Genomic DNA, 25,752 nt, shown 5'->3' with positions numbered 1-25,752 from the left:
ATCCATACATTTATAGTTACAGCTAGAAATATAGCTAAGAACCTGTACATAATTGATGCTCAGAGTGTAAAGAACGCAGATACTGCTGAAGAAAAAGGCTATGACGCTGGTAAAAAAATCTCAGGGCCATATCGCAGTTGATACTCAAGGTTTACCACATGCAATTTATGTAACAACTGCAGGAACAACTGACTGCAGCAGTGCTGTGAGAATGGTCAACAATGCAAAAGAAAACCTTTCTGGAGTTAAAAATATACTGGTTGATGCGGGCTATACAGGAGAGAATTTTGCAACTCAAATAAAAGATATTATTGGTGCAACTGTTGAAGTAATAAAGCGAAGTGAATTGCATTCCTTTGCTGTATTGCCAAAAAGATGGGTTGTTGAGAAATCTTTTGCTTGGTTAGAAAAATGTAGAAGATTGTGGAAAAATTGTGAGCGAAAACTCAATACTAGCCTACAAATGGTCGTTCTGGCTTTCACTGCTTTGCTTCTGAAAAGATTATGAACAGGCTCTTACAAAGTATACAAAAAACGTTTACAATCAACGTTCAACGTGATAAATTAAAGACGGTTTATTCCTCGGTAGCTCAGTGGTAGAGCAGTTGGCTGTTAACCAATTGGTCGCTGGTTCGAATCCGGCCCGGGGAGCTCTTCTCTGTGAAATTCTAGTGTTGATCTTATATGGGCATTAAATCAGTTGTCTTATGTATACTAGATGGTTGGGGAAATGGAATAGAAAGCAGTAAATACAATGCTATTAGCAATGCAAGTCCACCTTGCTGGCAATATATTAACTCTAATTATCCAAAATGCAGTTTGTCCGCCTGTGGAACTGATGTTGGGTTACCTGGTGGTCAAATAGGTAATTCAGAAGTTGGCCATATGAATATTGGCAGTGGTAGAGTAGTAATGCAAAGCCTTAAGCGCATTAATCAAGAAATTGGAACAATAGAAAACAATGCAAATCTACAAAGCTTTATTAGTAATCTAAAAAGTAAGAACGGAGTATGCCATCTGGTGGGATTAGTGTCATATGGCGGTGTTCATTCGCATCAAAAGCATATTTCGATTTTAGCAAATAAAATATCACAGCGCGGAATCAAAGTGGTGATACATGCATTTTTAGATGGCAGAGACACATTACCAAATTCAGGAAAAAAATGCATTCAAGAATTTATAAAGAGTATAAAGGGAAATGATATAAGAATTGCTACTGTTTCTGGGCGTTACTATGCTATGGACCGTGATAACAGGTGGGAGAGAACAATTGAAGCTTATGGGGCTATCGCATTTGCAAAGGCACCTCGTCATGATAATGCAGTATCGTTGATTGATGAAAATTATCAAAATAACATAACTGATGAGTTTGTCAGGCCCGCAGTAATAGGTGATTATCAAGGTATAAAACCAGAAGATGGAGTGCTATTGGCTAACTTTCGTGCTGATCGAATGATACAATTAGCAAGTATTTTGCTAGGTAAAACAAACTATACTGAAATAGCAAAATTCTCTTCAATTCTAAGTATGATGAAGTATAAAGAAGATCTTAAAATTCCTTATATTTTTCCTCCTATATCTTTTGCTAACACTTTAGGACAGGTAATAGCAGACAATAAATTGCAACAATTACGCATCGCCGAAACCGAAAAATATGCCCATGTGACTTTCTTTTTCAATTGTGGAAAAGAAGAACCTTTCTCTGGTGAAGAAAGAATACTCATTCCCTCACCGAAAGTTCAAACTTACGATTTGCAGCCAGAAATGTCAGCCTTTGAGCTCACAGAAAAGCTTGTAGAAAAAATTCACTCCCAAGAATTTGCACTGATAGTTGTAAATTACGCTAACCCTGATATGGTGGGACATACAGGTAATATAAAAGCAGCCGAGAAAGCTGTGCTAGCTGTAGATGATTGTCTTGCAAGAGTGCTGAGTGCTGTTAAAAAGTCAAGCAACACCGCATTAATTGTTACTGCAGACCATGGTAATGTGGAATGTATGTTCGATGAAGAAAATAATACACCTCATACAGCACACACTCTAAATAAAGTGCCATTTATTGTGTCTTGCGATAATCTAAAACTAAGAGACGGAAGATTATCTGATATCGCTCCCACTATTTTACAGCTACTCGGAATTAAGAAACCAAACGAAATGACAGGTAGTTCGTTGATTTCTTGCATTACCCTCTGTCATTCCAGCTAGGCAGCGTCATGCGCTGGCAAATAGATGTGTTTTAACTTAACCCAACTTTTAAATTTTTCGCTGTTAGTACTAATGATTCATTAAAGAAGCTGTCTATATCACCAATATTACCTATACTTTTTGTACTGATAGATTGGTCAATTCTTTTAACTAGATTGGATAAAACTTTATTAGGTCCAATTTCAACAAATTTGTTAATGCCACGGCTTGCCATATACAAAACCATTTCTCTCCATTTCACTCTGCTTATGACTTGTTTAGCAAGTAAAGCTTTTATAACTTTGGGATCACTCTCCTCTTTAGCTGTAACATTTGATATCAAAGGAACTATAGGACGGGTTATTTTAATACCCTCCAAAAATTCCAAAACTTTTTCATCAGCAGGTTTCATAAGAGATGAGTGAAAAGGTCCACTAACCTGTAACTTAACTAATCTCTTGATGTTCAAGTTCTTGAGCAAATCGGGTAATATTTCAAGACCCTCTCTAGTACCACTTATAACTATTTGCCCACCACCGTTATCATTTGCAATTTCACAAACTCTATCAATCTGGACTGATTTTAAAACATCTTCCACTTCGTTTAGCTCCGCTCCAAGCAATGCAACCATTCCCCCTTCACATTTCAAAGAAGCTTCATGCATTGCTTCGCTGCGAACTTTCAGCAGCTTGATTGCAGACTCAAGAGTCAATGCCCCTGCAGCACATAGCGCTGTATATTCACCGACTGAATGTCCACAAACATATTTAATTTCATAATTAGAAAAAAGAGATTCACCAAACACATGCTCGATAACGCGTAGTGTCGCGATTGACACTGCCATTATAGCTGGCTGAGCGTTTTCTGTAATGGTTAATTCTTCAATAGGACCATTGAAGATTAAATGAGACAGCTTTCTACCCAATATGCTATCCACTTCATTAAATACTTGTCTTGCAACGGAAAACTCACTATATAAGCTCTTTCCCATTCCTACAAACTGAGAGCCCTGACCAGGGAAAGCAAAAATCATGATAGTTATTATTTATTCCTTATTAAATATACTACTTTATTTATTTTTTGTCAATATTTTAGAATAATGATTGACTTAGTGAATTAAGTTCACTAGAATATTAACTGACTAAAAGTTTATAAGCAACAATGGCAGAAATTGATTATCATAAGGTTACTATAGTCATGACAGATGGTCAAGAGTTTGAAACTCGTTCCACTTATGGAAAGGAAGGTGATAAGATAAAACTTGATAGGGATCCTCTCACTCACCCTGCATGGACTGGAAGTTTGACAAGCGGGTCAGCAAGTAAAACTAGCAAATTAGCTAAGTTTAACGATAAATATGGAAGCATTTTCTAATTTTCCTCCTCTTTAAGTTTTAGAGAGTTTACTGAAGCATGCATAAATACAAAAATATAGGCTATGTTGCTTCTCAATCACCAAAATCGCAGGAAGTATCTAAACTATTAAAGAAACTTAATTTTATCAATATAACAGAAGAAAATAAGTCCGAAATCGATCTATTGATAGTTGTTGGCGGTGATGGCTTTATGCTACGCACCTTGCATAATTACGTTATAGAAAACAAAAACACACACGTATACGGAGTAAACACTGGCAATGTTGGGTTTTTGATGAATAAATGCTTTAGCCGCAGTGAAGATTTAATTGATCATATAGAGCACGCAACTTCAACTCAGTTAACTTTACTAAAAATGGAAGCAACAGACACAAGTGGCAAGAAATACCACTATATAGCGGTAAACGAAGTATATGTTTTTAGGAAAGCAAACCAAATAGTAGAGATGAATATTACTATTAATGATAAACTAAAAGTAGAAAAATTCAGAGGAGATGGAATAATATTGTCCACCCCTACAGGCAGCACTGCATATAACTTCTCTGCTGGTGGGCCGATCTTACCACTTAATTCAAATTTATTTGCACTGACCTCTATCAATAGCTACTACCCAAGGCATTGGAATGGAGCGTTAATTTCAAATGATAGGGTAGTACAAATTGACATTAACGACACAAAAAATCGTCCAGCGCTTGTAGTATCAGATTACAAAGAGTTTCATAATATATCACAGATAAAAATACAAAAAGACCATGAGAACACAATCACTCTGCTTTTTGACAAAGATGACTCACTCAATGAAAGGATCTTTGATAGACAATTCCTATATTAAGCTTTTCTAGAGTTATCCATAAACTGGTATTTACTATATCTTAATAACTATAGCGTAATTAACGCAACATAGTAATTAATTTTGGAGTGAATATGCTAGGATCAGCAAACACAGATAAGGGTAAAGTCACATTAACTTCTCATACACCAATAGATGAAAATGGCGGGATAACACCAGAAATCCCACCGACACCAGCACCTCGAAACACAGAACAAAAAACAGACGAAACACCACTTCCTGTACCGCCAAAAAATCGAGCTTTACAACTTGATATGCCGCAAATGCTAGGTTTAGAAAAATCACCTGGTAATGAATTAGAAGAATCTCCTTATGCAGAGTTGAATTTACCTCCTTCAGAAGGATCAGTCCACGGTGAATCAGAAAGGACTCCTTATACAGATATAGGTTTCAGTAACGAAGCTTCCAAAGAGAGTTTAGACAGTGGAATAAGCTATGGAATGAAAAGATCAGTTTCACAAGAAACGGAATTTAGTAACCCTTGGGATTCTGATAAAACTCTCGAAAACCTAAAAGAAGAGTTCAGTACACAATATAGTACAGGTGAAATGAATTCAAAAACTTCCTTAATCAATTCACAAAAGAAAGTAAACAGAATCTGGCCAAGAGCAAAGTATGCCATGCAGCAGAAGGGTTTTGTAATTTTTGGTGCAAGTGCTATTATACTCAGCACATCTGCAGCTTTAGTATATTTACAAGATAAAGCAAAATTTATTGCATTTTTTACAAACAGCCCAAAATATATCACTATACCAGTTATCGCACTTGCTGCGTTGCTTGCAATTAGTCCAATATTTTTTGCAATAAAACAGTTTAGAAATACTGAAGAACATCACATTCAAAAAGAAGATGCGAATGAAATTTTAGCTGATGTGTTGGAGCATCAGCCAAAAAATAAAGCTATAAAATCTGTAAGACTGGAATATAGCAATGGCACTCATTCAAATTTTGTACTTAATGCTTGGGAAGCTAAAAACAACTTCATTAACATTGACGAAAAAGTAGTTGGTAGAACTAATAAAATAGAATCAGTAATTAACAATAGGCCACTATTTACTGCATTACTGACCGGTGTAGTTGCTGCAAATATAGCACTTCCTTTATTGCTGTATGCGGAAGGCGGTGTTAATAATATACAAAAATTTTACCAAAACCCTTTGATTAATAACATAGGGTTATCATTACTTATAGGTTCTGGTATACTTGCATTATCAATTATATGTCTTGGCGTGCATTATTATAGAAAAACAAATTGCACTAACCTTATATATTCTCAGGAAAAGATTAACACTGAAAGCGTTAACAAGAAATTCATTGAAGAAATAAAACAAGAAAGAACAGAGGTTCTTGGAGAAAACCACAGTAAAGATGCTAAACGCAGCAGCTTAACGCTTGAGCAAGTTGTAGTCCAATCTCATAATTGTAAGGATGTTGTTTATAGTGTCGGTTAATAAAATGCACAACGTAAAACACAATGCCTTATGCTCTTTCTTCGTCATCCCAGCGCGTGACACTTTATAATGATGTCATGAAAGTAGCTGACACTAGAATGACAGCAGTCCTACGTCATACCGTCACGGTATCTCATCCGCTAACAAGCAGCGGGATGACGAGGTTATCGTCATGCCACCGTGAACCGTCATACCGTTACGGTATCTCTAGATCCCGCTAACACGTAGCGGGATGACGGTTTTCAGGGTAGTACCTTCCCCTGTCATCCCAGTGCCCAGACTACTTGGATCCAGAAAACTTAACTTTAAATAAGTGGCTGCATAATAAAGACTAGATTCCAGCGTCACGCGCTGGAATGACACCATTTTCGGTCTCTTAAATTGCTTTAGCTACAAACATTAAGAAATTTACCAAACGAAAAAAAAGGCAAAGAACTCCCGTGGTGCGAGTTTTGACTCTCTAATACTTTAATTGGCGCTGTAATAATGTGCTGACGCTTAGTTTAAGCGCGTTTTGGCTGAATGCAGAAAAAATTTAAAAGACATGCAGCCGCTATAATTTTATGTAATCCGCCAAAAAATACCCTAAGTTTTTTACTGAATTTTGTCATTGAGCCTGCAGGTCAAAAACAAGTTTTGAGTCATAAATACGCTTATTATCATAATAAGGGGCCTGGCGGAGTTTGTCAAGCAAGTTTTTTCGTTTCTACTTGGGTAACATCTTTGTGTTTTAGGCAACTGCCTTCGAAAACAGATGCCCCGGGTTATTCCAGATTCACTCACTTTCTTTCCCGTGAATTCCCTTTGAAGTCGAGTATTGAAAATTGACTGGAGAGTTGTGGATTACTTTGTATATGTCATAACAAGCCATGGCACTCTCGGCAAAACCACTTAGTATCAACTTGAGTTTGCCTGGATAAGTAGCTATATCTCCGATTGCATATATTCTATCTCTACTGGTTCTAAGTGTAGCTGGGTCGACAATTATGCGGCCATGTTCTAACTCTATACACCAACTGTTTATTGGACCAAGATTCATTGATAATCCAAAAAATGGCAGCAAAAAATCAGCGGATATTTCTTTTTCTTCCTTAGAGGCAATGTTTTTTACTATCACTGCGCTCAACTGCCCATTAACTCCTGCTAGTTCGTGTAATTGATATGGCACTACCAGTTCTATCTTTCCATCATTTTCAAGTGATTCTAATTTATTTCTAGTTTCAGGAGTGCAGCGAAATTCCTTTCTTCTATGTATCACATAAATTTTCTTTGCAACTTTAGAAAGTTCTACAGTCCAATCAGCTGCAGAATCACCCCCCCCTGCAATGACTATAGTTTTGTCCTGAAAATCAGAAATTTTATTTACACTGTAAAATACATATTGATTTTCATATTCTAATATACCACTTAAGGGTGGACGGTTAGGTTCAAACATTCCGTTACCTGCAGCAACAATAACAGCTTTACATTTTACCTCTGTACCTGTGTTAGTTATGATAGTAAAGCTTTGATCACAGTTATTCGAAATCTTTTCCACTTTTTGACTTAAATAATAAACAGGCTCAAATGGTGAAGCTTGCTCCATTAATTGCTCAATTAATTTTTGGGCAGTAATTACAGGATAACCAGGTATATCATATATTGGCTTTTCTGGGTAAAGAGCTGTGCATTGTCCTCCTGCTTGATCCAAAACATCTATTATATGACATCTCATATCAAGCATTCCCGCTTGAAAAGCAGTGAATATTCCAATAGGCCCTGCACCTATTATTACTATATCGGTTTTCATATTCAGATGGTAATCTATTCATAGATATTAGCTTTCTTCGCTAATAAGGTCAATTTACAAAGGGATGTATTTTTAAAAGATGTGGCTAGATTAGATAAGATTTCCAGCGTTATGAACCACATAGTCCAAATAAGCTCTAAAAATCAGCTAACATAGCGGGATGCTAAAAGTAGCGTGCGGACGGAATGGGATTCGAACCCATGGTACGCTCATCACGTACGTCAGTTTTCAAGACTGGTGCCTTAAACCGCTCGGCCATCCGTCCATTTCTTTTCTATCACAACATTTGATTTTAAGCAATCTATAAAAGCTTTACTTGCCCACGCAAAAGTTGCTAAACACACTACTCAATATTTCCTCAACATTAATAATTCCAATCACCGCACCAAGTTCAAATGCAGCAAGCCTCAAATCTTCAGATATCAACTCAATTGGATTATCGATATTAAAACGTTGTAAATGTTCCAGTGCTTTCTGCATGTGACTCCTATGTCTTTGCCGAGTAATCACAGGAGTGTCTCTATCATGCCCAAATTTTTCCTCTGCCTTCTTTTTTATGAGAGAGATCAACTTGTTTGTACCTATTCCCTTTAAAATAGAAATAGGTAGAAAATCTACACCGCCAATCAGTATATTTCTGTCATTAATTGCATCGTCAGCTTTGCTCAATACATAAATAGTATCGCTATTTACAACGTTGCAATTGATATTATAACGTTGTTCAAAAGGAAATAGTTCTATTCTTAGATCAGCTTCAAAAGACCTCTTTTTTGCTCGACTTATGCCTTCTAATTCTATCGGGTCTGAACTCTCACGAATTCCAGCAGTATCAGAGAGAATGATTGGGTATCCGCCAATGTCAATATGAGCTTCAAGCACGTCTCTTGTTGTGCCTGCATATTCAGAAACAATAGCAATATCACGCTTGGCTAAGAAATTAAACAGAGTTGATTTACCGACATTTGGTTCACCAGTTATTACAATATGTAAACCCTCACGCAACCTTTCGCCCCGTCTATTATCATTTAAATGCTCTTGTATCAACTGCACGAGAGATTGCACTTCATTATTAATTTTTTTCAATTCACTTTTTTCTGCCCAAATGTCCTCTGGAAAGTCTATATATGCTTCGATTTTGGATTGTATCGTTATTAATCTTTGCCTCCAATTGCTGTATAGTCTCTCCAATTCTCCTGATATCTGCTTAATCGCTTGTTTAGCTTGCATTTTCGTTTCAGCATCAATTAAGTCTGCAATCCCTTCTATTTGCGTTAAGTCAAATTTACCATTTAGAAAAGCCCTAAGTGAGAATTCTCCAGGCCTGGCCATAACAAAAATTTTTGATAATTCCTCCAAGATGATTTTTATGACTGCCTTGCTTCCATGCACTTGTAACTCTATAACGTTCTCGCCAGTGAAACTGTTTGGAGCAGGGAAATAGATGATTATTCCATTATCTATCAATTGATTGGAATCATCATATAGATCAACTAAAGTAGCAAATCTTGGTTTAATTTCTTTCTTAATATGAAAATGATTTAAAGCTTTAAGCGCGTAGTTGCCTGAAATTCTGATTACTGCAACTCCTGACTTACCCAATACGGTCGATAAAGCGAAAATAGTTTCATTTGTGTTTGTCATTATTTATATAAACTACTTAGCAATATTACACTTAAGAAACCAAAATACCTAATTTGAAAATATTCAAAATTTTTATCTATCTTGCTAGTTTATAGTAATATCATATTAATAAATACATTATATAAAAAACTGCAAAGGTCACTCAGGTGAAAATATTTATTTTGAAAACTGATAATATGATTTATAATTATCAACATAGGTTTTAAATATTTTATGCTCAAGAAATTAGCTTGGTATTGGTCTTTTGTAGAGTTAATTAAAGGGTTTGTTATTACATTAAAATATATGTTTAAGCCAAAGGTTACTTTGAGGTATCCTATGGAGAAGGGCCCTTTAAGTCCAAGGTTTCGTGGTGAGCATGCGTTGCGTAGGTATCCAAACGGTGAAGAACGATGCATAGCTTGTAAATTATGCGAAGTTGTCTGCCCTGCTCAAGCAATAGTTATTGAAGCAGAGGAAAGAGAAGACGGTAGTCGTCGCACCACGCGCTATGATATTGATATGACAAAATGCATATACTGCGGACTTTGCCAAGAGGCATGTCCAGTTGATGCAATTGTGGAGGGTCCTAACTTTGAATTTGCTACTGAAACAAGAGAGGAGCTAATGTACAATAAAGAAAAGTTATTGCGTAATGGTGAAGTTTGGGAAGACGCAATTGCACTCAGGTTAAAAAAGAATAGACCGTATTATTAACTAGGTATGTCAACAATTAAAATTTCTTACAGCAAGTATGTAATAGATCTCTTGTACAACTGTTATTTAAGTGAAAGATCAGTAGCTCACCTTTTGGTGTCATTCCAGCGCGTGACGCTGGAATCTAGAAAAAAAAGAAACATGGATCCCAGTGTCACGCACTGGGATGACAAAAGGTCTGATGAATGATAAAAGTTACCTTTTCAACCGAACAAAAAGTAAAAGAATACAGTGGTAGAGTCACTGGCTTTGATATATTACAACCGGATGCTTTGAAAGAAGCAGTTGCATTGAAAGTAAACGGTGAGTTGTATGATCTCTCACGTGAAATTGAATCTGATGCAGAGATAGAGGTGATACAACTGAGTGAAGAAGCGGGTTTAGATATAATAAGGCATGATGCTGCTCATATAATGGCGCAGGCAGTGAAAGAGCTATTTCCTAATACTCAGATTACTATTGGCCCAACAATTCAGGACGGTTTTTACTATGATTTTGCTACAGATCGTACCTTCACTACGGATGATCTTGCTGCAATAGAAAAGAAAATGAAAGAGATTGTAAAAAGTAATCACAGATTTGTTCGAGAGGTTTGGACTCGCAAGCAGGCAGTTGATTTCTTTAGTGGTATAGGCGAAAAATATAAGGTTGAAATTATATCCTCTATATCAGAGAGTGAAAACCTAACTGTTTATAGACAAGGCGATTTTGTAGACCTATGCCGTGGTCCGCACTCACCATCAACCGGCAGAGTTAAAGCGTTTAAACTTATGAAAGTAGCGGGTGCATACTGGCGAGGTGATGCAAAGGGCCCAATGTTGCAGCGAATATATGGCACAGCATGGAGAAATAAGGATGAATTAAACGCTTATCTTGAGTGTCTCAAAGAAGCAGAGAAACGTGATCACCGCAAAATTGCCAAGGATATGGATTTATTTCACATCCAAGAGGAAGCTGTCGGGCAGGTTTTTTGGCATGAACAAGGATATATTTTATATAATGTTCTTGAGTCTTACATCAGAAAGAAGCTAATAAATAATGGCTATTTTGAGGTAAAAACCCCTATTTTAGTAAGCAAGGAACTGTGGGAAAAGTCGGGACATTGGGATAAATTTCGTGAAAATATGTTTATTGTTGATGAATCTGAAAGCAAAAAGCTAGCAATAAAACCTATGAATTGCCCTTGTCATGTGCAGATTTTTAATTCTCACACCAGAAGCTATCGCGATCTACCAATACGTATGGCAGAGTTTGGCACATGCCATAGAAATGAAAGCTCAGGCTCATTGCACGGACTGATGCGAGTGCGTGGTTTTACGCAAGACGATGCACACATTTTTTGTATGGAAGAACAAGTAAATTCTGAAACTGTAAAGTTTTGTGACCTTTTAAAAGAAGTATATTCAGAGCTTGGATTCAATGAAATTTCTGTGAAATTTTCAGACCGTCCAGATATTAGAGTAGGTAATGATGAAGTGTGGGATAGAGCTGAAAAAGCGCTGCTTGAAGCCGTTAAAGAAGCGGGCTTGAGTTATAAACTTAACCCTGGTGAAGGTGCATTTTATGGTCCAAAGTTAGAGTTCGTTTTGAAAGACGCAATAGGCAGAAATTGGCAATGTGGAACATTACAAGTTGATTTCATTTTACCAGAACGTCTGGGAGCTTTTTATATAGGGGCAGATGGGCACAAACATCACCCTGTCATGTTACATAGGGCAATTCTTGGGACTTTTGAGCGTTTTATCGGAATTTTGATAGAAAATTATGCAGGAAAATTTCCAGTTTGGCTTGCTCCAACGCAACTTGCTATTCTGACCATTACAAATGAAGCTGAAGGTTACGCCACAGAAATTAGCAATATTTTAAAAGAACAAGGTGTGAGAGTCAAGACTGATTTGACCAATGAAAAAATTAGTTATAAGATACGTTTGCATAGTTCAAACAAGGTTCCTATATTGTGGATTGTAGGCAAAAATGAAGTTACAAGTAAAACTATGTCAGTAAGAAATTTAGGATCGGAAAGACAGGAGTCTTTTTCTTTGGAAAAGGCTACTGAATCGCTGTTAAAAAGTATTAATTTGAATTAAGGGAGTTAAAGTTTGCAAGTTAAAAAGAACAATAAAAACAGAATTAATGGATTCATCACAGCTAAGGAGGTACGCTTAGTTGATCATAGTGGTGAAATGGTCGGAATCGTGCCAATAGAACGAGCTTTGGAATTTGCACAGGGTGTTGGTTTAGACTTGGTGGAAATTGCACCTGATTCAACCCCTCCAGTATGTAAAATTCTGGATTATAGCAAACAAAAGTATGATATAAAAAAGAAAGCAAGTGAAGCAAAAAAGAAACAAAAAACATTAACTATAAAAGAAATTAAACTGGGTCCTAATATTGGTGATCATGACTACGAAACAAAATTGCGTCAAGCAAGAGACTTACTTGCCCACGGACATAAAATCAAAGTTACAATGAGATTTAAGGGCAGAGAGCTTATAAACACTGAAGTCGGACTGGAAAAATTAGAACGGCTAATTAGAGACACTGAAGATATTGCAAAGGTAGAATTGGCACCTAAAAGGGAAGGGAATCAATATTTTTTAGCTCTGGTTGCTAAGTAGCAAAACGGCTTAAGAAGTATAAGTAGAGTTAAACTATCGCTCTCTCTTTGATAACATGGCGAAAATGTCTTATTAATCCTTGAATCGGCCAAGCTGCAGCATCACCAAGCGCGCAAATTGTATGTCCTTCTATTTGAGTTGTAAGGTCAAGCAGCTTATCTATTTCATCAGGCTTAATATCTCCTGCCACCATCCTCTTCATAATCCTCCACATCCATCCAGTACCTTCACGGCATGGTGTGCATTGTCCACAGGACTCATGCATGTAAAAGTGTGATAACCTCTCTATTGCAGCTATTATATCAGTTGATTTATCCATCACTATTACAGCAGCAGTACCAAGCCCTGATTGTGCGGTTCTTAATGAATCAAAATCCATTTCAATAGTATCGCATATAGATTTTGGAATTAATGGCACTGAAGACCCACCAGGTATTACAGCAAGTAAATTATCCCAACCCCCTTGCACTCCACCTGCGTATTTTTCAATCAATTCACGTAGTGGAATTCCGAGCTCTTCTTCAACATTACACGGGTTGTTTACATGTCCTGAAATACAAAAAATCTTAGTACCAGTATTATTTGGTTTACCAAGAGATGCAAACCATTCTCCTCCGCGATTTAGAATATCTGGAACCATGGCTATAGTTTCAACGTTGTTTATTGTGGTTGGACAGCCAAAAAGTCCAACACCTGCGGGAAATGGAGGTTTCATGCGAGGAAAGCCCTTTTTTCCTTCAATTGATTCGAGTTGAGCTGTTTCTTCCCCACATATGTAAGCTCCTGCACCCCTATGGATAAACACATCAAGATCATAACCTGATTTGCAGGCATTTTTTCCAATTAAGTTTTCTTTATAGGCTTCCTCAAGTGCTTTTTTTAGAACTAAATATTCATTATAAAATTCACCCCTGATATAAATATACGCAACTGATGCGCTGATCGCTTTGCCGGCTAGGAGAATTCCCTCAAGTAACTTATGTGGCTCATATCGCAATATATCTCTATCTTTACATGTACCAGGTTCTGACTCATCTGCATTGACTACTAAATATGCTTTTGGGAGATTTTTGGGCATAAAGCTCCACTTAAGGCCGGTGGAAAATCCTGCACCCCCTCGACCTCTCAAACCAGATTTCTTTACTTCATCAATGATCTTTTCTGATCCTAAATCTAGTAACTCCTTTGTTTTTTGCCAGCTACCACGTTTTTTTGCACCCTTAAGTAGTGGAGTTTCTTTACCATTTAGGTTGGTGAATATTTTGTCTTGTTCTTTTAGCATGTTTTTCAAAATTTGTGAGTGAAGGAGTAACACTAAAAAAGAACTCCTCTCACGCTTACTTGTCAATTTGACAAAATTAGCGATATAGAATGCGTTTTATTAATCTTCACTCACGTAAGGATACACACCCAGTTGAGAACTTACAAGAAAAATTAAAGCAAATTTGTAGAATAAAATAGAATTGAGTCAATAAAAGATTTTTTGTTGTTACTAATTTCAACCAAGTTTTCTAATTTTTATAGCTTCCTTCAATCTTACTTTGCTTAACTTAAAATTCTGCCTATCTTCGAATTTGCCATCTACGCTTCTTCATATGCAACAAAGCCGAAGATACTTTAAACAATAAAACATAGCTTATTGAAGATACCGAAGCTATGGAGCGAGCAACTGCGCTATTTCAACTACTACCACTAATCAATAAATCTTAATAGGGGAAAAACATTATGAAAACGTCAAAACTGACATTAGTATGTGATATATATGAGTTAACAAATAAAGATGGAAAGAATATTCAAAAGCTAGCAAGAGAAATAGAGGAAGGGAAAGGTATTGCTGGAAGGTTCAGAAATGGAATATTTAAAAAATCCAGCTATAACGCAAGCACGATTCTTTTAGCGAAAATAGCTTACAAATATCAGGGTAGAGAGGAGACATTGTCACTACTACATTATGCTATAAGTCATAAGAATAATCAAGCTGTAAAAGATCTTTTGGAAGAAGCCAAAAAACAAAAACTATTAAAGGAAGTTCTGAATGAAGAAATGACCACAAAACATTCGGATGGTCGGGAAGAAACTCATACAATACTTACAGATGCTATATCACGTAGAGACAATGACATTATGAGAGTAGTGTTAAAAATCTCTGAGGAAAATGGTATTTTGAAAGATATTCTAAAAAAGAGAATAACGATAAAACATTCAAATGGCAAGGAAATGACTTATACCAATTCCCACTATACAAAGAACGGATAGACAATAATGGAAAAAAAGCCATACTAAAGTAAGTGAAGTAGCGAGGTATAAATGGCATTAAGATTAAAATTATTGGATGAAAAAGTAGTAGAATCAGCAAAAGAAATGCTGAAGAAAGTAAGGAACAATGCATATGTTTCAAAAAAACTAAATGCTGTAATTGCAGCAAAAAAGCACAGTATAGCGGCTGTAGCAAAAATATATTGCATTTCAAGAAGCGCACTAACTTCGTGGGTAAAACTCTTGAAATTTGGCAGAAAAGAAAAACTGTTTACTCCTCCACAACGGCGTAGAAAAACTAAATTAAATCAGGATCAACTACGGCAAATTGAAGAGTGGATAGAAGAAAATCCTAATATTACCATTAAAGAAATGAGAATAAGAATCCAGGAAAAGTTCGGATTAAATATCAGCAAATCTACAGTACACCGCTATATGCAAAAGATGAAATTCTCATATATTACACCCAGACCAGTTCATAATGGACAAGATAAAAGCAAACAAGAGGAATTCAAAAAAAAATCTCAATGGAGCTATTAGCAAGTATCCAGAAAAAGAGCTATTTTTCTTTGATGAATCAAGGTTTGGCACACATTCAAAGGTTGGACATGGGTGGTTTAAAAAGGGGATTAGAACACAGGTTAAAACAAAATTAGTTAGGCAAAATTTCTATCTCTATAGTGCGGTTAATCCTAGAAATGGAGAGAGTTCTAGCTTATTTGCACCAAATGTCAACACTGATTGCATGAACATATTTCTTGAGCAGATGTCGCAATATCTAGAAACACGAGAGGCTTTTCTCGTTATGGACTGTGCTAGTTGGCATAGGTCAAAAAATTTAAAGGTACCTAAAAATATCGACATTATATACCTACCTACATATTCACCTGAGCTAAATCTTGTTGAGAGGCTTTGGTTATATATAAAACAGAACATTTTGCGCAATAAAATATACGATACAATTGCTCTGCTTTAGGGTGCTTTGTGCAAATTTATTACTTCTCTTGCCAGCTTCACAATTAAACAACTCTGCAATTTCTCCTATTTGACTGACCAACAATGAGAATTGGTATGAATATCAAGATAAAGATATTAAAGAGGACGTGAAGGAGTACCTTATCAGTCGTGGTGCACATATTTAGAGAAAGCAGAAACCTCTTTTCTCCTATTTCTAGTGTAAGGTAGGAGAGTTAATAGAATCTTAGATTAAAGAGTATATATGTGTCTCAAGGTATATTAAAGAGACATGACTACTGACACAAAGTTAACAGACTACGAAGTAGGGAAAAAATTAAAACATGAGAGGGAAAAGAAAAGATATACTCAGGCAGGTCTAGGAAGTAAAGTCGGAGTATTAGAGAAGCAAATGTCCAGATATGAGCGAGGGGAAAATCCGATTTCAATCATTATATTCTGTATGATAGTAGTGGAACTAATGATTGATATGGCAAAACTACTGCCTGAATCGATGGCATCAGAGAAAGGTGAGGTAGAAAAAACATTAAATCTAGTTAGAGAATGTAAAAAATTTAGGAACCAGGAATTATGTAAGATAGCCTCTGCATTAAATAAATCTATCCAGATGGGAGAAGAAGAGGGTAGAGAAGCAGGAAAGATTAAAGTAGCAAAGAATCTACTTAAAGCGGGTATTTCTGTTGATGTCATCCTCCAAACAACAGGCTTGTCTAAAGATGAACTTAAGAAACATGATAAAACAGAGATAGTTAATTTTATAGCCTATAAAACAGGGGAAAATATGAAAGACTGGAGGCTAGCAAGAGGACGTTCTCAGGAGGATTTAGGAAATGAAGTCGGTTTAACAGGTGGTCAAATACGACGCTATGAGCAAGGAACCCATATCATGACAATAGGAAAACTACGTAACATAGCAGACGAATTATCAACGCACGCTCAAACTCTACTGCCGAAAATTAGTGAACTAATAGAAAAAGGCAATGTTGAAATTGAAAGAAGTAATGAGGATAGAGAGGGAGAAAATGGGGTACTAGATTTAGTGAGAGAGTATGAAAAAATTGATGATCAAGAAATACGTGATAAATTTTATTCATTAATTATGTCAGTATCTAAAAGAATACAGATTGATAAAGAAAAGGGTAAAAAAATAGGGGAAATAGAAGTGGCAAAGAATCTACTTGAGGTAGGTGTTCCTATCAATGTAGTACATCAGGCTACAGGATCTTAAAGCTAGTGGTATGCTTGAAAGAGCATAAGCATCAAGAGAGTAAAATAAGATAACTTATTTAGAAGAGATCTTAAATCATTAATTAAAGATTACCTTTCTCCACACTTCCGCCATTTCTCCTTAACTTGAGCTTACGGAGCTTTTCACCCTGTTTATTAAGAGTTTAATGAACTATCGAGAATAACAATAAAGAGCACGCCTAACATTATATAAACGGATGCCATAATAAAAGCCCCTTAGCTAACCACATTAAAACCATTGCCCTTCTCTGGCTTTTTTGATTGTTTCGTTTACTTCTGCCTTATTAAAAACTTGCCCAGGCTTAAAAATATCTTCAATTAACATCCAGCCTGTAAAGATATTATGTATGATAAATAGCAAGAATAAAAGCTATTGCAAGCACAATTTTTCTAAAGCATGTGATTCCTGTTGTAGATTAGCAACTTAAACGGACCATAATTCTTTAGTAGACATTTCGTCAAAACCTTTTATAGCATTCCAAAGCAAAGCCCCATTTCCGTACAACTGGAACAATTTATAAGGCGTAAAGTAGAATTTTGAGATCATATTCTACAATCTTTTACCTGCATTACTGCTCAACAAAAATATTTTAACCTTAATAATATCATCCTTAAGATCACCTTGATAAAATAGCAAGCCCGAGCCAGAGACCTGCTATTTTCTATCAGTTACTTTATATCAATTTTCTTAATATGTTTTTCCGACTTAGGTATAGTTAAATGTAATACTCCGTCTGAAAAATTAGCAGATACCTTATCTTGCTCTACATTTACTGGAAGCGGAATAGATCTATAGAAAGAGCCGTAGTACCTTTCTCGATGGTAAAACTGCTTATCTTTCAACTCATTATCACACGTTTTTTCACCCTTCACTATTAAGTTATCACCAGATATGCTAATATCTATATTTTCTTTGGAGATACCTGGTAAATCTAACGACAGGCAATAGCTTTCTTTTGTTTCATAAAAGTCGCAAGCTGGTACACCCTTTCTGTTAAGTTCCGGACCAAACCCCGTAAAGAAGCTATTGAACATGTCATCAACAGCTTTTTGCAGCCCTCTCAGGCTGAGACTATCGTTTTTATTTGAATGAACTAGATTACTCATGTTACACCTCCTTATTACTCTTATGCTTTCCTATATAGTCATTTCACTTACTAATTTCAATACTTTGTACTATAGTTAAAATACATGTATGTTATCGATAAGGTTTTCTAGATAATCGACAATTGAATACAGAATTAATACTACGCTTTTTAGTATAATTGGTTTACTCATTACAGGAATAGGACTTCTTTGTTCTCTAATACAAAAACTTGGTATAGCAGGCGATATCTATATTGAAAAAGGTAATTTTAAACTTTATTTTTCGATCACTACCTCACTTTTGATAAGTTGTATAGTAAGTCTAATCATGTTACTAATTAATAGGTTTCGTTAGAGAGCATACAAGGAACTTTAACTAAATTGAAGCAGTGTTTCTATTAACCAAACAACTGGCCTACAAAACCTTAAAGCTAGTGGCATGCTTGAAAAAACATAAACGTCAAGATAATTTCTTTAGAAAATCTCTTAAACCATTAACCTAACATTACCTCCTTTCACACTTGTGCCATTTCCGCTTAACTTGCTACTCCTGTCAGATTAACGACATTGTGATCTGCTGATTATTTCAACATCACTATCGCTAGAATGTAAAGAGTTCATTGACTGACTGAGTGATATTGGCGGTACCTCATCTAATACCAATTCTCATTGTTGGTCAGTCAAATAGGAGAAATTGCAGAGTTGTTTAATTGTGGAGCTGGCAAGAGAAGTAATAAATTTGCACAAAGCACCCTAAAGCAGAGCAATTGTATCGTATATTTTATTGCGCAAAATGTTCTGTTTTATGTATAACCAAAGCCTCTCAACAGGATTGAGTTCAGGTGAATATGGAGGTAGGTATATAATCTCAATATTTTTAGCTACCTTTAAATTTTTTGACTTATGCCAACTAGCACAGTCCATAACAAGAACAGCTTCTCTTGTCCCTAGATATTGCGACATTTGCTCAAGAAATACATTCATGCAATCAGTGTTAACATTTAGTGCAAATAAGCTAAAACTCTCTCCATTTTTAGGATTAACTGCACTGTAGAGATAAAAATTATGCCTACCTAATTTTATTTTAACCCGAGTCCTAGTGCCTTTTTTAAACCATCCATGCCCAACTTTCGAATGTGTGCCAAACCTTGATTCATCAAAGAAAAATAGCTCTTTTTCTGGATACTTGCCAATAACTTCATTGAGATTTTTTTTTGAATTCCTCTTGTTTACTTTTATCTTGTACGTTGTGTACTGGTCTTGGTGTAATATATGAAAATTTCATCTTTTGCATATGGCGGTGTACTGTAGATTTGCTGATATTTAATCCGAACTTTTCCTGGATTCTTATTCTCATTTCTTTAATGGTAATATTAGGATTTTCTTCTATACATGCTTCAATTTGCTGTAGTTGAGCCTGATTTAATTTAGTTTTTCTACGGCGTGATGGAGGAGCAAACAGTTTTTCTTCTCTGCCAAATTTCAAGAGTTTTATCCACGAAGTTAGTGCGCTTCTTGAAATTCAATATATTTTTGCTACAGCCGTTATACTATGCTTTTTTGCCGCAATTACAGCATTTAGTTTTTTTGAAACATATGCATTGTTCCTTACTTTCTTCAGCATTTCTTTTGCTGATTCTACTACTTTTTCATCCAATAATTTTGATCTTAATGCCATTTATACCTCGCTACTTCACTTACTTTAGTATGGCTTTTTTCCCATTATTGTTTATCCGTTCTTTGTATAGTGGGAATTGGTATTACTATCCTCACCTTCACAACAACCTTCTTCTATCTCAGGTAGTAGAACTTCTACCTTCACTGACAATGCCTTAGCTATTGCATATAATTTCTCAGTTAGAGTACGATTCACCCCTTGTTCATACCTTTGTATTTGCTGTTGTGATATCCCGATTTTATTTGCTAAATCCTCTTGAGTATATCTTCGTATTAACCGTACCTCTTTTATCCTTTGTCCAACTTTGTAATCCGCAGAATCAGTACGAATTTCTTCTTCTGTGTTATCATATTCGTCAGCAGATAAGCCAGTTGCTTGAGAGATAATACCAACAGAAACTTCTGCTTTAGCTAGACTCTTTGCCAATTCTACTTTGGTTGCTTTTACAGTACTCTTTTCGTTAACCTGGATAGACCTGGCTAGTAAATAAAATGCCTCGTCTAATCCATGATTTTCAATTTCTTCATGTATTCCGACAAGATTTTTCAACACTTTCATCCTATCTTTATCCCAACAACTATGTTCACTTTTAGGGAGTAGAGCTCCGATATTAACTGATAACGCTTTTGCTATGGCATAGAGTTCGTGTGGATAAATGTCATCTACCCCTTGTTCTTGTCTCAGTATTTGCTGTTTTGGTACTCCAATTTTATTTGCCAAATTCTCCTGAGTATATTTTAGCTTTAACCTCCAGTATTTTATCTTTTGCCCTATTTTGTAATTTATAGAGTCAGTGTGCTTTTTGTCATCGCTATCGTTGGAGTTGCTCATATTACTTTCTTTATATAAACAAACATATGCTTTACCATAAGGTTTTATGATAGTATATTATTTTTTATAACTTTTTTTTCATATATTCATAAGATAGCTATCTATAGTAATAACTATATGAAATTTTTGTTGTGAGCTTTTATAAGATGCCTCTCTTTCTTAATGAGATTTAATATAACCCTTCCTAAATACCGTGATAACCCACAGCTAGACAACCTTTATTCGTCCACTAGAAGGAAAAGCGGCAAGGAGCGAACCAAAAGCGATGAGAAAGGATCCAAGCCAGATTATAGACATTCCAGGTTTATAGTGCACTTTAGCTGCAATTTTGCTCTTACTCTTATCAATCTCTCCAATTACAACATAAATATCAGAAAGCAAATTGTGGTAGATACTGCTTTCAACATTTTTCTGACCTTCCGCAAGGTAAAATCTATATTCAGGAGTTACTTCACCCAATATCTTGTTATTCAGCAAATTCCTGATATCCATTGTACCTCTCACTGCATGGAAATTTTTTTCTTTTATTAGCTCAATATTTTGCAAAGTAACTTTAAATTTATTGACTGTTATGCTATCCCCTATTTTTAAGTAATTTTCTTTTTTCTCCTGCCAACCAACTGAATAAGCTATACCAAGCACTAGAATTGCCACTCCAGCATGAGCAAGCATCATTGTATAGTAGGATTTAGAAACTCTTCTTGCTAATAAAATTGATTCGCTCTTAAATAAACGAATTCTTTTACTGTATGCTTCTAAAACAAAGATTAATAATGCTATGGAGATAGTAATTGATAGCACAATTATTAGCTCCATGTGAAAGATAAACGGCAAAATAGCTGCAGCACTGCAGAATGAAAATCTATATTCACGGAATATTGGCAATAGACTATTTCCCTGCCAACGGCAGTATTGCCCGATCATGGTGAGCACTAGAATAGCCAGTGCAATAGGATTAAATAAAGAATTGTAATATGGTGCTCCAACTGAAATTAATTCACCGGTTAAATACTCAAGCACTGTAGGGTATAAAGTGCCAACGAACACGATGAAAAAGGCAGTGATGAATAATAAATTGTTCATCAGCATCATCGTAAGGCGTGAAAAGAATCTTCTGCCCTCTGTCACTTGAGTAGCAGATTTCTTTCTGGATTCCAATGTCGAGCACTGGAAAGATGTGCGATTTTTTCTCGTAAACACTACAAATATTACTAAGCTACTGACTGTAATTACACCAAGTAGAGCTAATATATATAGTCCATACCTTGAGTCATCTGCAAACGTGTGCACTGAGGTGAGTATTCCTGAGCGGACTAGAAATGTTCCAGTTACACTCAATATAAAAGTTGTAAGCGTAAGTAAAATAGCGAAATTCCTTAAAGTATTGAAATTTCGTACAACGAGCAACAAATGTGTCAGCGCCACTGCAGTTAGCCACGGCATCAAAGAAACGTTTTCCACTGGATCCCAAAACCAAAATCCACCCCACCCAAGTTCGCGATATGCCCACCAGCTACCCAAGCTGATGCCCAAAGTGAGCAGCGACCAAGAAATAAGTACCCAAGGCCTGACAATTTTAGCCCAAACATTTCCTTCAGTATTTGCAATTAATCCAGCTATAGAGAGCGAAAAAGGAACGCTAAATCCAAGGTACCCCAAATATAATATCGGTGGATGAATAGCAAGGCCTATATCTTGCAATATCGGATTAAAACCCAATCCATCTTTTTCAACGCTTGGCATTTTAGTGAAGGGGCTGGATTCAAGTAAAGTGAACAGTAAAAAACAAAAGCAAATCAAGCCTTGGGTGATCAAGGATACTTTCTTCAATTTACTGTCGTTATCAGTAAAAATACCCATCAGAAATAGGTAAAAGGTAAGCACTAATGTCCAAAGCAACATAGACCCTTCTTTATTTCCCCAAACTCCACAAATCTTATAGATCAAAGGTTTTGTTGTGTGTGAGTGGTAATATACGTTTTCGAGTGAGAAATCATTTGTAATGTGGCAGTAGATCAAAATAGCCATTGATGTTGATACACAAAAAAATATGGCAGTGGTAATAAACCGACAAGAACTAAGCGGTAAAAACAAATATGTCAAAGACAATAAGCAGGCTACCAATAGCAATATATTCCCAAGTTCAGGCATAAAAAATTATAGTTTTTATATAAACAATATTACTGATGACAAGTTAGAAGTTAAAGTGTTAATTGACGCTTGCTATTGATGCTAGCATAATGCCCCCGTAGTTAGCTGTGCTAGTAATGCTGGCATTAATTAAAAATTAAATATTAAATCTTTATACTTTTATAGATAGCGTTAATATTGAGGTAACATTGTGGGTACAACTAAGATTAGTAAATTTCCATTCAATATAAAAGGTAAAGTGGCAAAACAACATGCCGAACCAATAGTTGAAAAAAATCTCTATACTATTTTAGGATTCAAAAGTAGAGAAGATTTTGAAAATAAGACAAGTAAGCTTGTTAATAAAAAAGTTTGGCAATCATTTGTTGACTGCTTTGCAAAAGAAATAGATTATGCAGCAACTGAAAAAGTTGTAAAAAACATCGTTTGTAACATTGCAAAGAGTGATCAAGGTAATGCTTTTATCAAAACTGAACATCTGATATTAAATGAAAAGCAAGATAATAAAAAGAGAGAAAAAGCGATTAGAAAAACTATTAGTATTTTGAGAAAAATCAATCCAGAAAAAGCCTTTAATGAACTTTCAGTAATAAAAAAACAAGCTGAAGATTTTTTACAAACCGATTTTTATAAAGCTCAGAGTAAACCACTTCAAGGATTTGCTCCATCTGGTGGACAGCTCTTTGCGGAAGTTCTAAAATATATAGAAACACTAGAAAAATTAGCTGAAGTTAAAAAGGAAGAGCTAGTTAAAGATTTCTTGTTAAATCATGTTAGTTCATTGAATAAAAAGTATCCTAAATCACAAGGCAAAAGGGAAGATGCTATAACAATACTATCAAGTAATGAGTTGAAAAATTTTTACAATAAAGGTGTAGAAGAAGGAATATTACAACCAATGGTATCTTACAAAGAATGCAGAAACCTGTATGACAAAATGAACCAAATGAAAAATGAATCCAAAAGTATAATTAAAAGAGAAGAACGGGAAGAAAATTTGAAGAAAATAGATAAGTCGATAGTCAGCGCAATTAATGACATAAAAAAACATAGAGAAGCAATCCTTAACTGTAAAGACTTTCAAAGTTCTTATATAAAAGAGAAAAAAGAACATCCATTTAGAGGCAACGCATGTCAAAAAATGATTGATATATATCAAGAGAGAATTGCTGGATATCAGGAGAAAATTTGTCAAAACTTAAGCCAAATAAAAGCGATATTAAAAAGTGCGCCGCAAGAAATGTATGATGTGGAAGAATTAGAGGAAATAATCGATGGTATGCATGAAGCAAAGCAGTGTGATGAAAATTTTGACTCAGCTTTGATTTGTTTATCGAACATACAGAATGAGCTAGATATTCAACTGGAAAATCCTTCAACAGAGCTAAGAGTTTTTCATATTAACGTTAAAACTGAAGTAACTCGGTTATAAGAGCCAAATTTTTGGGACAATTTTAATTCAAGACAGCTCTTAGTCTGTGTTTTAATTTGGTTGTGTTTTGTTAAAAAAACTTTAGATTTATTGCATAATCGATACTCAAATATAATGACTCAAACTTGGAATTTGTTGCAAACAGGGCAAAAGGAAGGCTATAAAATTGCGTATACTAATGCTCGTATTATCGACCCGGAAACTAAACTTGATATAAAAGGTTCATTATTGACTGAAGGGGATAAAATTATTGACTTTGGTGAATCATTATTTTCAACAAGTGGGGTCGATGAAACAATAGACTGTAAAGGGCTTGTTCTAATGCCAGGCCTTATTGACATTCACGTACATTTTCGTGAACCAGGCCAAGAACATAAAGAAACTATATATACAGGCAGCAAATCTGCAGCTGCGGGAGGCGTTACAACTGTAGTTTGTCAGCCGAACACTGTTCCAGCAATTGATAGCGTTGTTTTGGCTAAATATTTGAAATATAGAGCACTTGAAACTTCGCATGTAAACGTTGAATTTTACGCTAAAATCACCACTTCGGAAGAAAAGTTGACTGAAATGGCACTTTTAAAGGAAGCAGGTGCGGTTGGGTTCACTGATGATGGCATGCCAGTTATGAACCCAATGATTATGAGACAAGCGCTGCTTTATTCAAGTATGCTGGGTGTTCCTATTGCTCAACATGCAGAAGATTTAAATTTATCAGCAGGTGGTGCAATCAACGAAGGTAAAATTTCTGAAGAATTGGGAGTCAAGGGAATCTTGAGTGCGTCAGAATCGGTTATAGTAAGTCGCGATATACTGCTCATGAAAGATATGGAAAATGTGCACTACCATATTTTACATATCTCTTCAAAAGATTCACTTGATGCTATTAAATGTGCAAAAGATTTGGGATTAAATGTTACGTGCGAAGTAACCCCTCATCACTTCACTTTGACTGAAAATATAGTAAAACAACATGGAGCAATTGCAAAAATGAACCCGCCGCTTCGCACTGAAGAAGATCGTTTAGCTATGATTGAAGGTTTAAAGACAGGTGTGATTGATTGCATTGCAACTGATCACGCTCCGCATGATCGTAATTCTAAAGATCTTCCACTTGAAAATGCTGCATTTGGTATTGTTGGCCTTGAAACAATGCTGCCCCTTTCACTTGAACTTTACCACAGTGGGCAAATGGGTCTATTTGATGTGCTTGCAAAATTGACATATAAGCCTGCAGATATAATACACGTATCACGTGGTCGTATACAAAAAAACCTTGCTGCAGACTTAATTTTAGTTGACCTCAATCATGAATGGGAAATTAAAACTGACAACTTTGCTGGTAAATCAAAGAATTCCCCTTTCGATGGGCGCAAAGTAAAAGGGCACGTGGTACGTACTGTTGTGTCTGGCAAAACTATATACTCACAGAAAATTTAGTTATCATACCTTATCTATTCCAATTTGTTATCACCAGAATGGGCTAAGTGC

The 25,752-nt window shown here is 35.7% G+C and carries 20 protein-coding genes, 2 tRNA genes and 3 pseudogenes; 16 read left to right on the top strand and 9 right to left on the bottom strand.

The window, feature by feature from the left end; all coding sequences use genetic code 11:
* Window positions 1-24: 24 nt before the first annotated feature.
* The 3 genes and pseudogenes from OPR24_RS04345 to gpmI form a co-directional block, all read left to right on the top strand.
* Window positions 25-508: pseudogene (locus OPR24_RS04345) on the top strand (IS5 family transposase); the annotation flags it as partial.
* A 71-nt stretch (window positions 509-579) separates the two neighbouring features.
* Window positions 580-651, top strand: a tRNA-Asn gene (locus OPR24_RS04340).
* Window positions 652-684: 33 nt separating this feature from the next.
* On the top strand, window positions 685-2,205 hold the full coding sequence (gene gpmI, locus OPR24_RS04335; protein ID WP_265032792.1) for a 2,3-bisphosphoglycerate-independent phosphoglycerate mutase: 1,521 nt from the start codon (window positions 685-687) through the stop codon (window positions 2,203-2,205).
* 31 nt (window positions 2,206-2,236) lie between these two features.
* On the opposite strand, the gene fabD is transcribed toward gpmI, so the two are convergent.
* The gene (gene fabD, locus OPR24_RS04330) at window positions 2,237-3,217 is read right to left on the bottom strand and encodes an ACP S-malonyltransferase (protein WP_265032790.1); all 981 of its coding nucleotides are present in this window, start codon (window positions 3,215-3,217) and stop codon (window positions 2,237-2,239) included.
* A 128-nt stretch (window positions 3,218-3,345) separates the two neighbouring features.
* Between fabD and rpmE the strand changes: the two genes are divergently transcribed.
* The 3 genes from rpmE (at window position 3,346) to OPR24_RS04315 (ending at window position 5,860) form a co-directional block, all read left to right on the top strand.
* Entirely contained in the window at window positions 3,346-3,558 is a 213-nt protein-coding gene (gene rpmE / locus OPR24_RS04325) for a 50S ribosomal protein L31 (protein WP_265032789.1), read from the top strand.
* A 38-nt stretch (window positions 3,559-3,596) separates the two neighbouring features.
* Window positions 3,597-4,391, top strand: a complete 795-nt coding sequence (locus OPR24_RS04320; protein WP_265032787.1) for an NAD kinase — start codon at window positions 3,597-3,599, stop codon at window positions 4,389-4,391.
* 92 nt (window positions 4,392-4,483) lie between these two features.
* Window positions 4,484-5,860 carry a hypothetical protein gene (locus OPR24_RS04315; protein WP_265034001.1) on the top strand — a complete coding sequence of 459 codons (1,377 nt, stop codon included), beginning with the start codon at window positions 4,484-4,486 and terminating at the stop codon, window positions 5,858-5,860.
* 775 nt (window positions 5,861-6,635) lie between these two features.
* Here OPR24_RS04315 and OPR24_RS04310 read toward each other — a convergent pair.
* From OPR24_RS04310 to mnmE, 3 genes are all read right to left on the bottom strand, one after another.
* Window positions 6,636-7,649, bottom strand: a complete 1,014-nt coding sequence (locus OPR24_RS04310; protein WP_265032785.1) for an NAD(P)/FAD-dependent oxidoreductase — start codon at window positions 7,647-7,649, stop codon at window positions 6,636-6,638.
* Between the two features lie 177 nt (window positions 7,650-7,826).
* A tRNA-Ser gene (locus tag OPR24_RS04305) sits at window positions 7,827-7,914 on the bottom strand.
* A gap of 47 nt (window positions 7,915-7,961) precedes the next feature.
* Window positions 7,962-9,290 (bottom strand): tRNA uridine-5-carboxymethylaminomethyl(34) synthesis GTPase MnmE, encoded by a 1,329-nt coding sequence (gene mnmE, locus OPR24_RS04300; RefSeq protein ID WP_265032783.1) that lies wholly within the window; start codon window positions 9,288-9,290, stop codon window positions 7,962-7,964.
* A 213-nt stretch (window positions 9,291-9,503) separates the two neighbouring features.
* Here mnmE and nuoI point away from each other — a divergent pair, with 213 nt between their 5' ends.
* From nuoI to infC, 3 genes are all read left to right on the top strand, one after another.
* Window positions 9,504-9,986, top strand: coding sequence for an NADH-quinone oxidoreductase subunit NuoI (gene nuoI / locus OPR24_RS04295; protein WP_265032782.1), 483 nt, complete (start codon window positions 9,504-9,506; stop codon window positions 9,984-9,986).
* Window positions 9,987-10,171: 185 nt separating this feature from the next.
* Complete coding sequence (gene thrS, locus OPR24_RS04290) at window positions 10,172-12,073, top strand: threonine--tRNA ligase (RefSeq protein ID WP_265032781.1); 1,902 nt, start codon at window positions 10,172-10,174, stop codon at window positions 12,071-12,073.
* Between the two features lie 12 nt (window positions 12,074-12,085).
* Entirely contained in the window at window positions 12,086-12,604 is a 519-nt protein-coding gene (infC, locus tag OPR24_RS04285) for a translation initiation factor IF-3 (protein WP_265032780.1), read from the top strand.
* A 28-nt stretch (window positions 12,605-12,632) separates the two neighbouring features.
* Here infC and nuoF read toward each other — a convergent pair whose 3' ends face one another.
* Window positions 12,633-13,886 (bottom strand): NADH-quinone oxidoreductase subunit NuoF, encoded by a 1,254-nt coding sequence (gene nuoF, locus OPR24_RS04280; protein ID WP_265034000.1) that lies wholly within the window; start codon window positions 13,884-13,886, stop codon window positions 12,633-12,635.
* Window positions 13,887-14,329: 443 nt separating this feature from the next.
* On the opposite strand from nuoF, the gene OPR24_RS04275 reads away from it, so the two are divergent.
* The 3 genes and pseudogenes from OPR24_RS04275 to OPR24_RS04265 all read left to right on the top strand — a co-directional run bounded on the left by OPR24_RS04275 (window position 14,330) and on the right by OPR24_RS04265 (window position 17,063).
* A complete protein-coding gene (locus OPR24_RS04275; protein WP_265032779.1) occupies window positions 14,330-14,860 on the top strand; it encodes a WD_0033/WD_0034 family tandem repeat-containing protein in 531 nt (176 codons plus the stop codon).
* 51 nt (window positions 14,861-14,911) lie between these two features.
* A pseudogene (locus tag OPR24_RS04270) lies at window positions 14,912-15,923 on the top strand (IS630 family transposase).
* 183 nt (window positions 15,924-16,106) lie between these two features.
* Window positions 16,107-17,063 (top strand): helix-turn-helix domain-containing protein, encoded by a 957-nt coding sequence (locus OPR24_RS04265; protein ID WP_265032778.1) that lies wholly within the window; start codon window positions 16,107-16,109, stop codon window positions 17,061-17,063.
* Between the two features lie 689 nt (window positions 17,064-17,752).
* On the opposite strand, the gene OPR24_RS04260 is transcribed toward OPR24_RS04265, so the two are convergent.
* Complete coding sequence (locus OPR24_RS04260) at window positions 17,753-18,190, bottom strand: Hsp20/alpha crystallin family protein (RefSeq protein ID WP_265032777.1); 438 nt, start codon at window positions 18,188-18,190, stop codon at window positions 17,753-17,755.
* 121 nt (window positions 18,191-18,311) lie between these two features.
* Here OPR24_RS04260 and OPR24_RS06530 point away from each other — a divergent pair, with 121 nt between their 5' ends.
* On the top strand, window positions 18,312-18,524 hold the full coding sequence (locus OPR24_RS06530) for a DUF2905 domain-containing protein (protein ID WP_406833295.1): 213 nt from the start codon (window positions 18,312-18,314) through the stop codon (window positions 18,522-18,524).
* A 311-nt stretch (window positions 18,525-18,835) separates the two neighbouring features.
* Here OPR24_RS06530 and OPR24_RS04255 read toward each other — a convergent pair.
* The 3 genes and pseudogenes from OPR24_RS04255 to OPR24_RS04245 form a co-directional block, all read right to left on the bottom strand.
* Window positions 18,836-19,847, bottom strand: a pseudogene (locus OPR24_RS04255) (IS630 family transposase).
* Window positions 19,848-19,898: 51 nt separating this feature from the next.
* Entirely contained in the window at window positions 19,899-20,678 is a 780-nt protein-coding gene (locus tag OPR24_RS04250) for a helix-turn-helix domain-containing protein (protein WP_265032776.1), read from the bottom strand.
* A 207-nt stretch (window positions 20,679-20,885) separates the two neighbouring features.
* Window positions 20,886-22,772, bottom strand: a complete 1,887-nt coding sequence (locus OPR24_RS04245) for a heme lyase CcmF/NrfE family subunit (RefSeq protein ID WP_458694313.1) — start codon at window positions 22,770-22,772, stop codon at window positions 20,886-20,888.
* Between OPR24_RS04245 and OPR24_RS04240 the strand changes: the two genes are divergently transcribed.
* The 3 genes from OPR24_RS04240 to OPR24_RS04230 all read left to right on the top strand — a co-directional run bounded on the left by OPR24_RS04240 (window position 22,729) and on the right by OPR24_RS04230 (window position 25,701).
* Window positions 22,729-22,908 carry a hypothetical protein gene (locus OPR24_RS04240; RefSeq protein WP_264328606.1) on the top strand — a complete coding sequence of 60 codons (180 nt, stop codon included), beginning with the start codon at window positions 22,729-22,731 and terminating at the stop codon, window positions 22,906-22,908. The two genes, OPR24_RS04245 and OPR24_RS04240, sit on opposite strands and share 44 nt — an antisense overlap.
* Window positions 22,909-23,019: 111 nt before the next feature.
* Window positions 23,020-24,261 (top strand): hypothetical protein, encoded by a 1,242-nt coding sequence (locus OPR24_RS04235; protein WP_265032774.1) that lies wholly within the window; start codon window positions 23,020-23,022, stop codon window positions 24,259-24,261.
* Between the two features lie 114 nt (window positions 24,262-24,375).
* Entirely contained in the window at window positions 24,376-25,701 is a 1,326-nt protein-coding gene (locus OPR24_RS04230; RefSeq protein WP_265032773.1) for a dihydroorotase, read from the top strand.
* Window positions 25,702-25,752: the final 51 nt, after the last annotated feature.

This window comes from Wolbachia endosymbiont (group A) of Sicus ferrugineus (assembly GCF_947251515.1).
In the GTDB taxonomy this organism is placed as follows: Bacteria; Pseudomonadota; Alphaproteobacteria; order Rickettsiales; family Anaplasmataceae; genus Wolbachia.
This window is presented reverse-complemented; position numbering and strand designations above follow the sequence as displayed.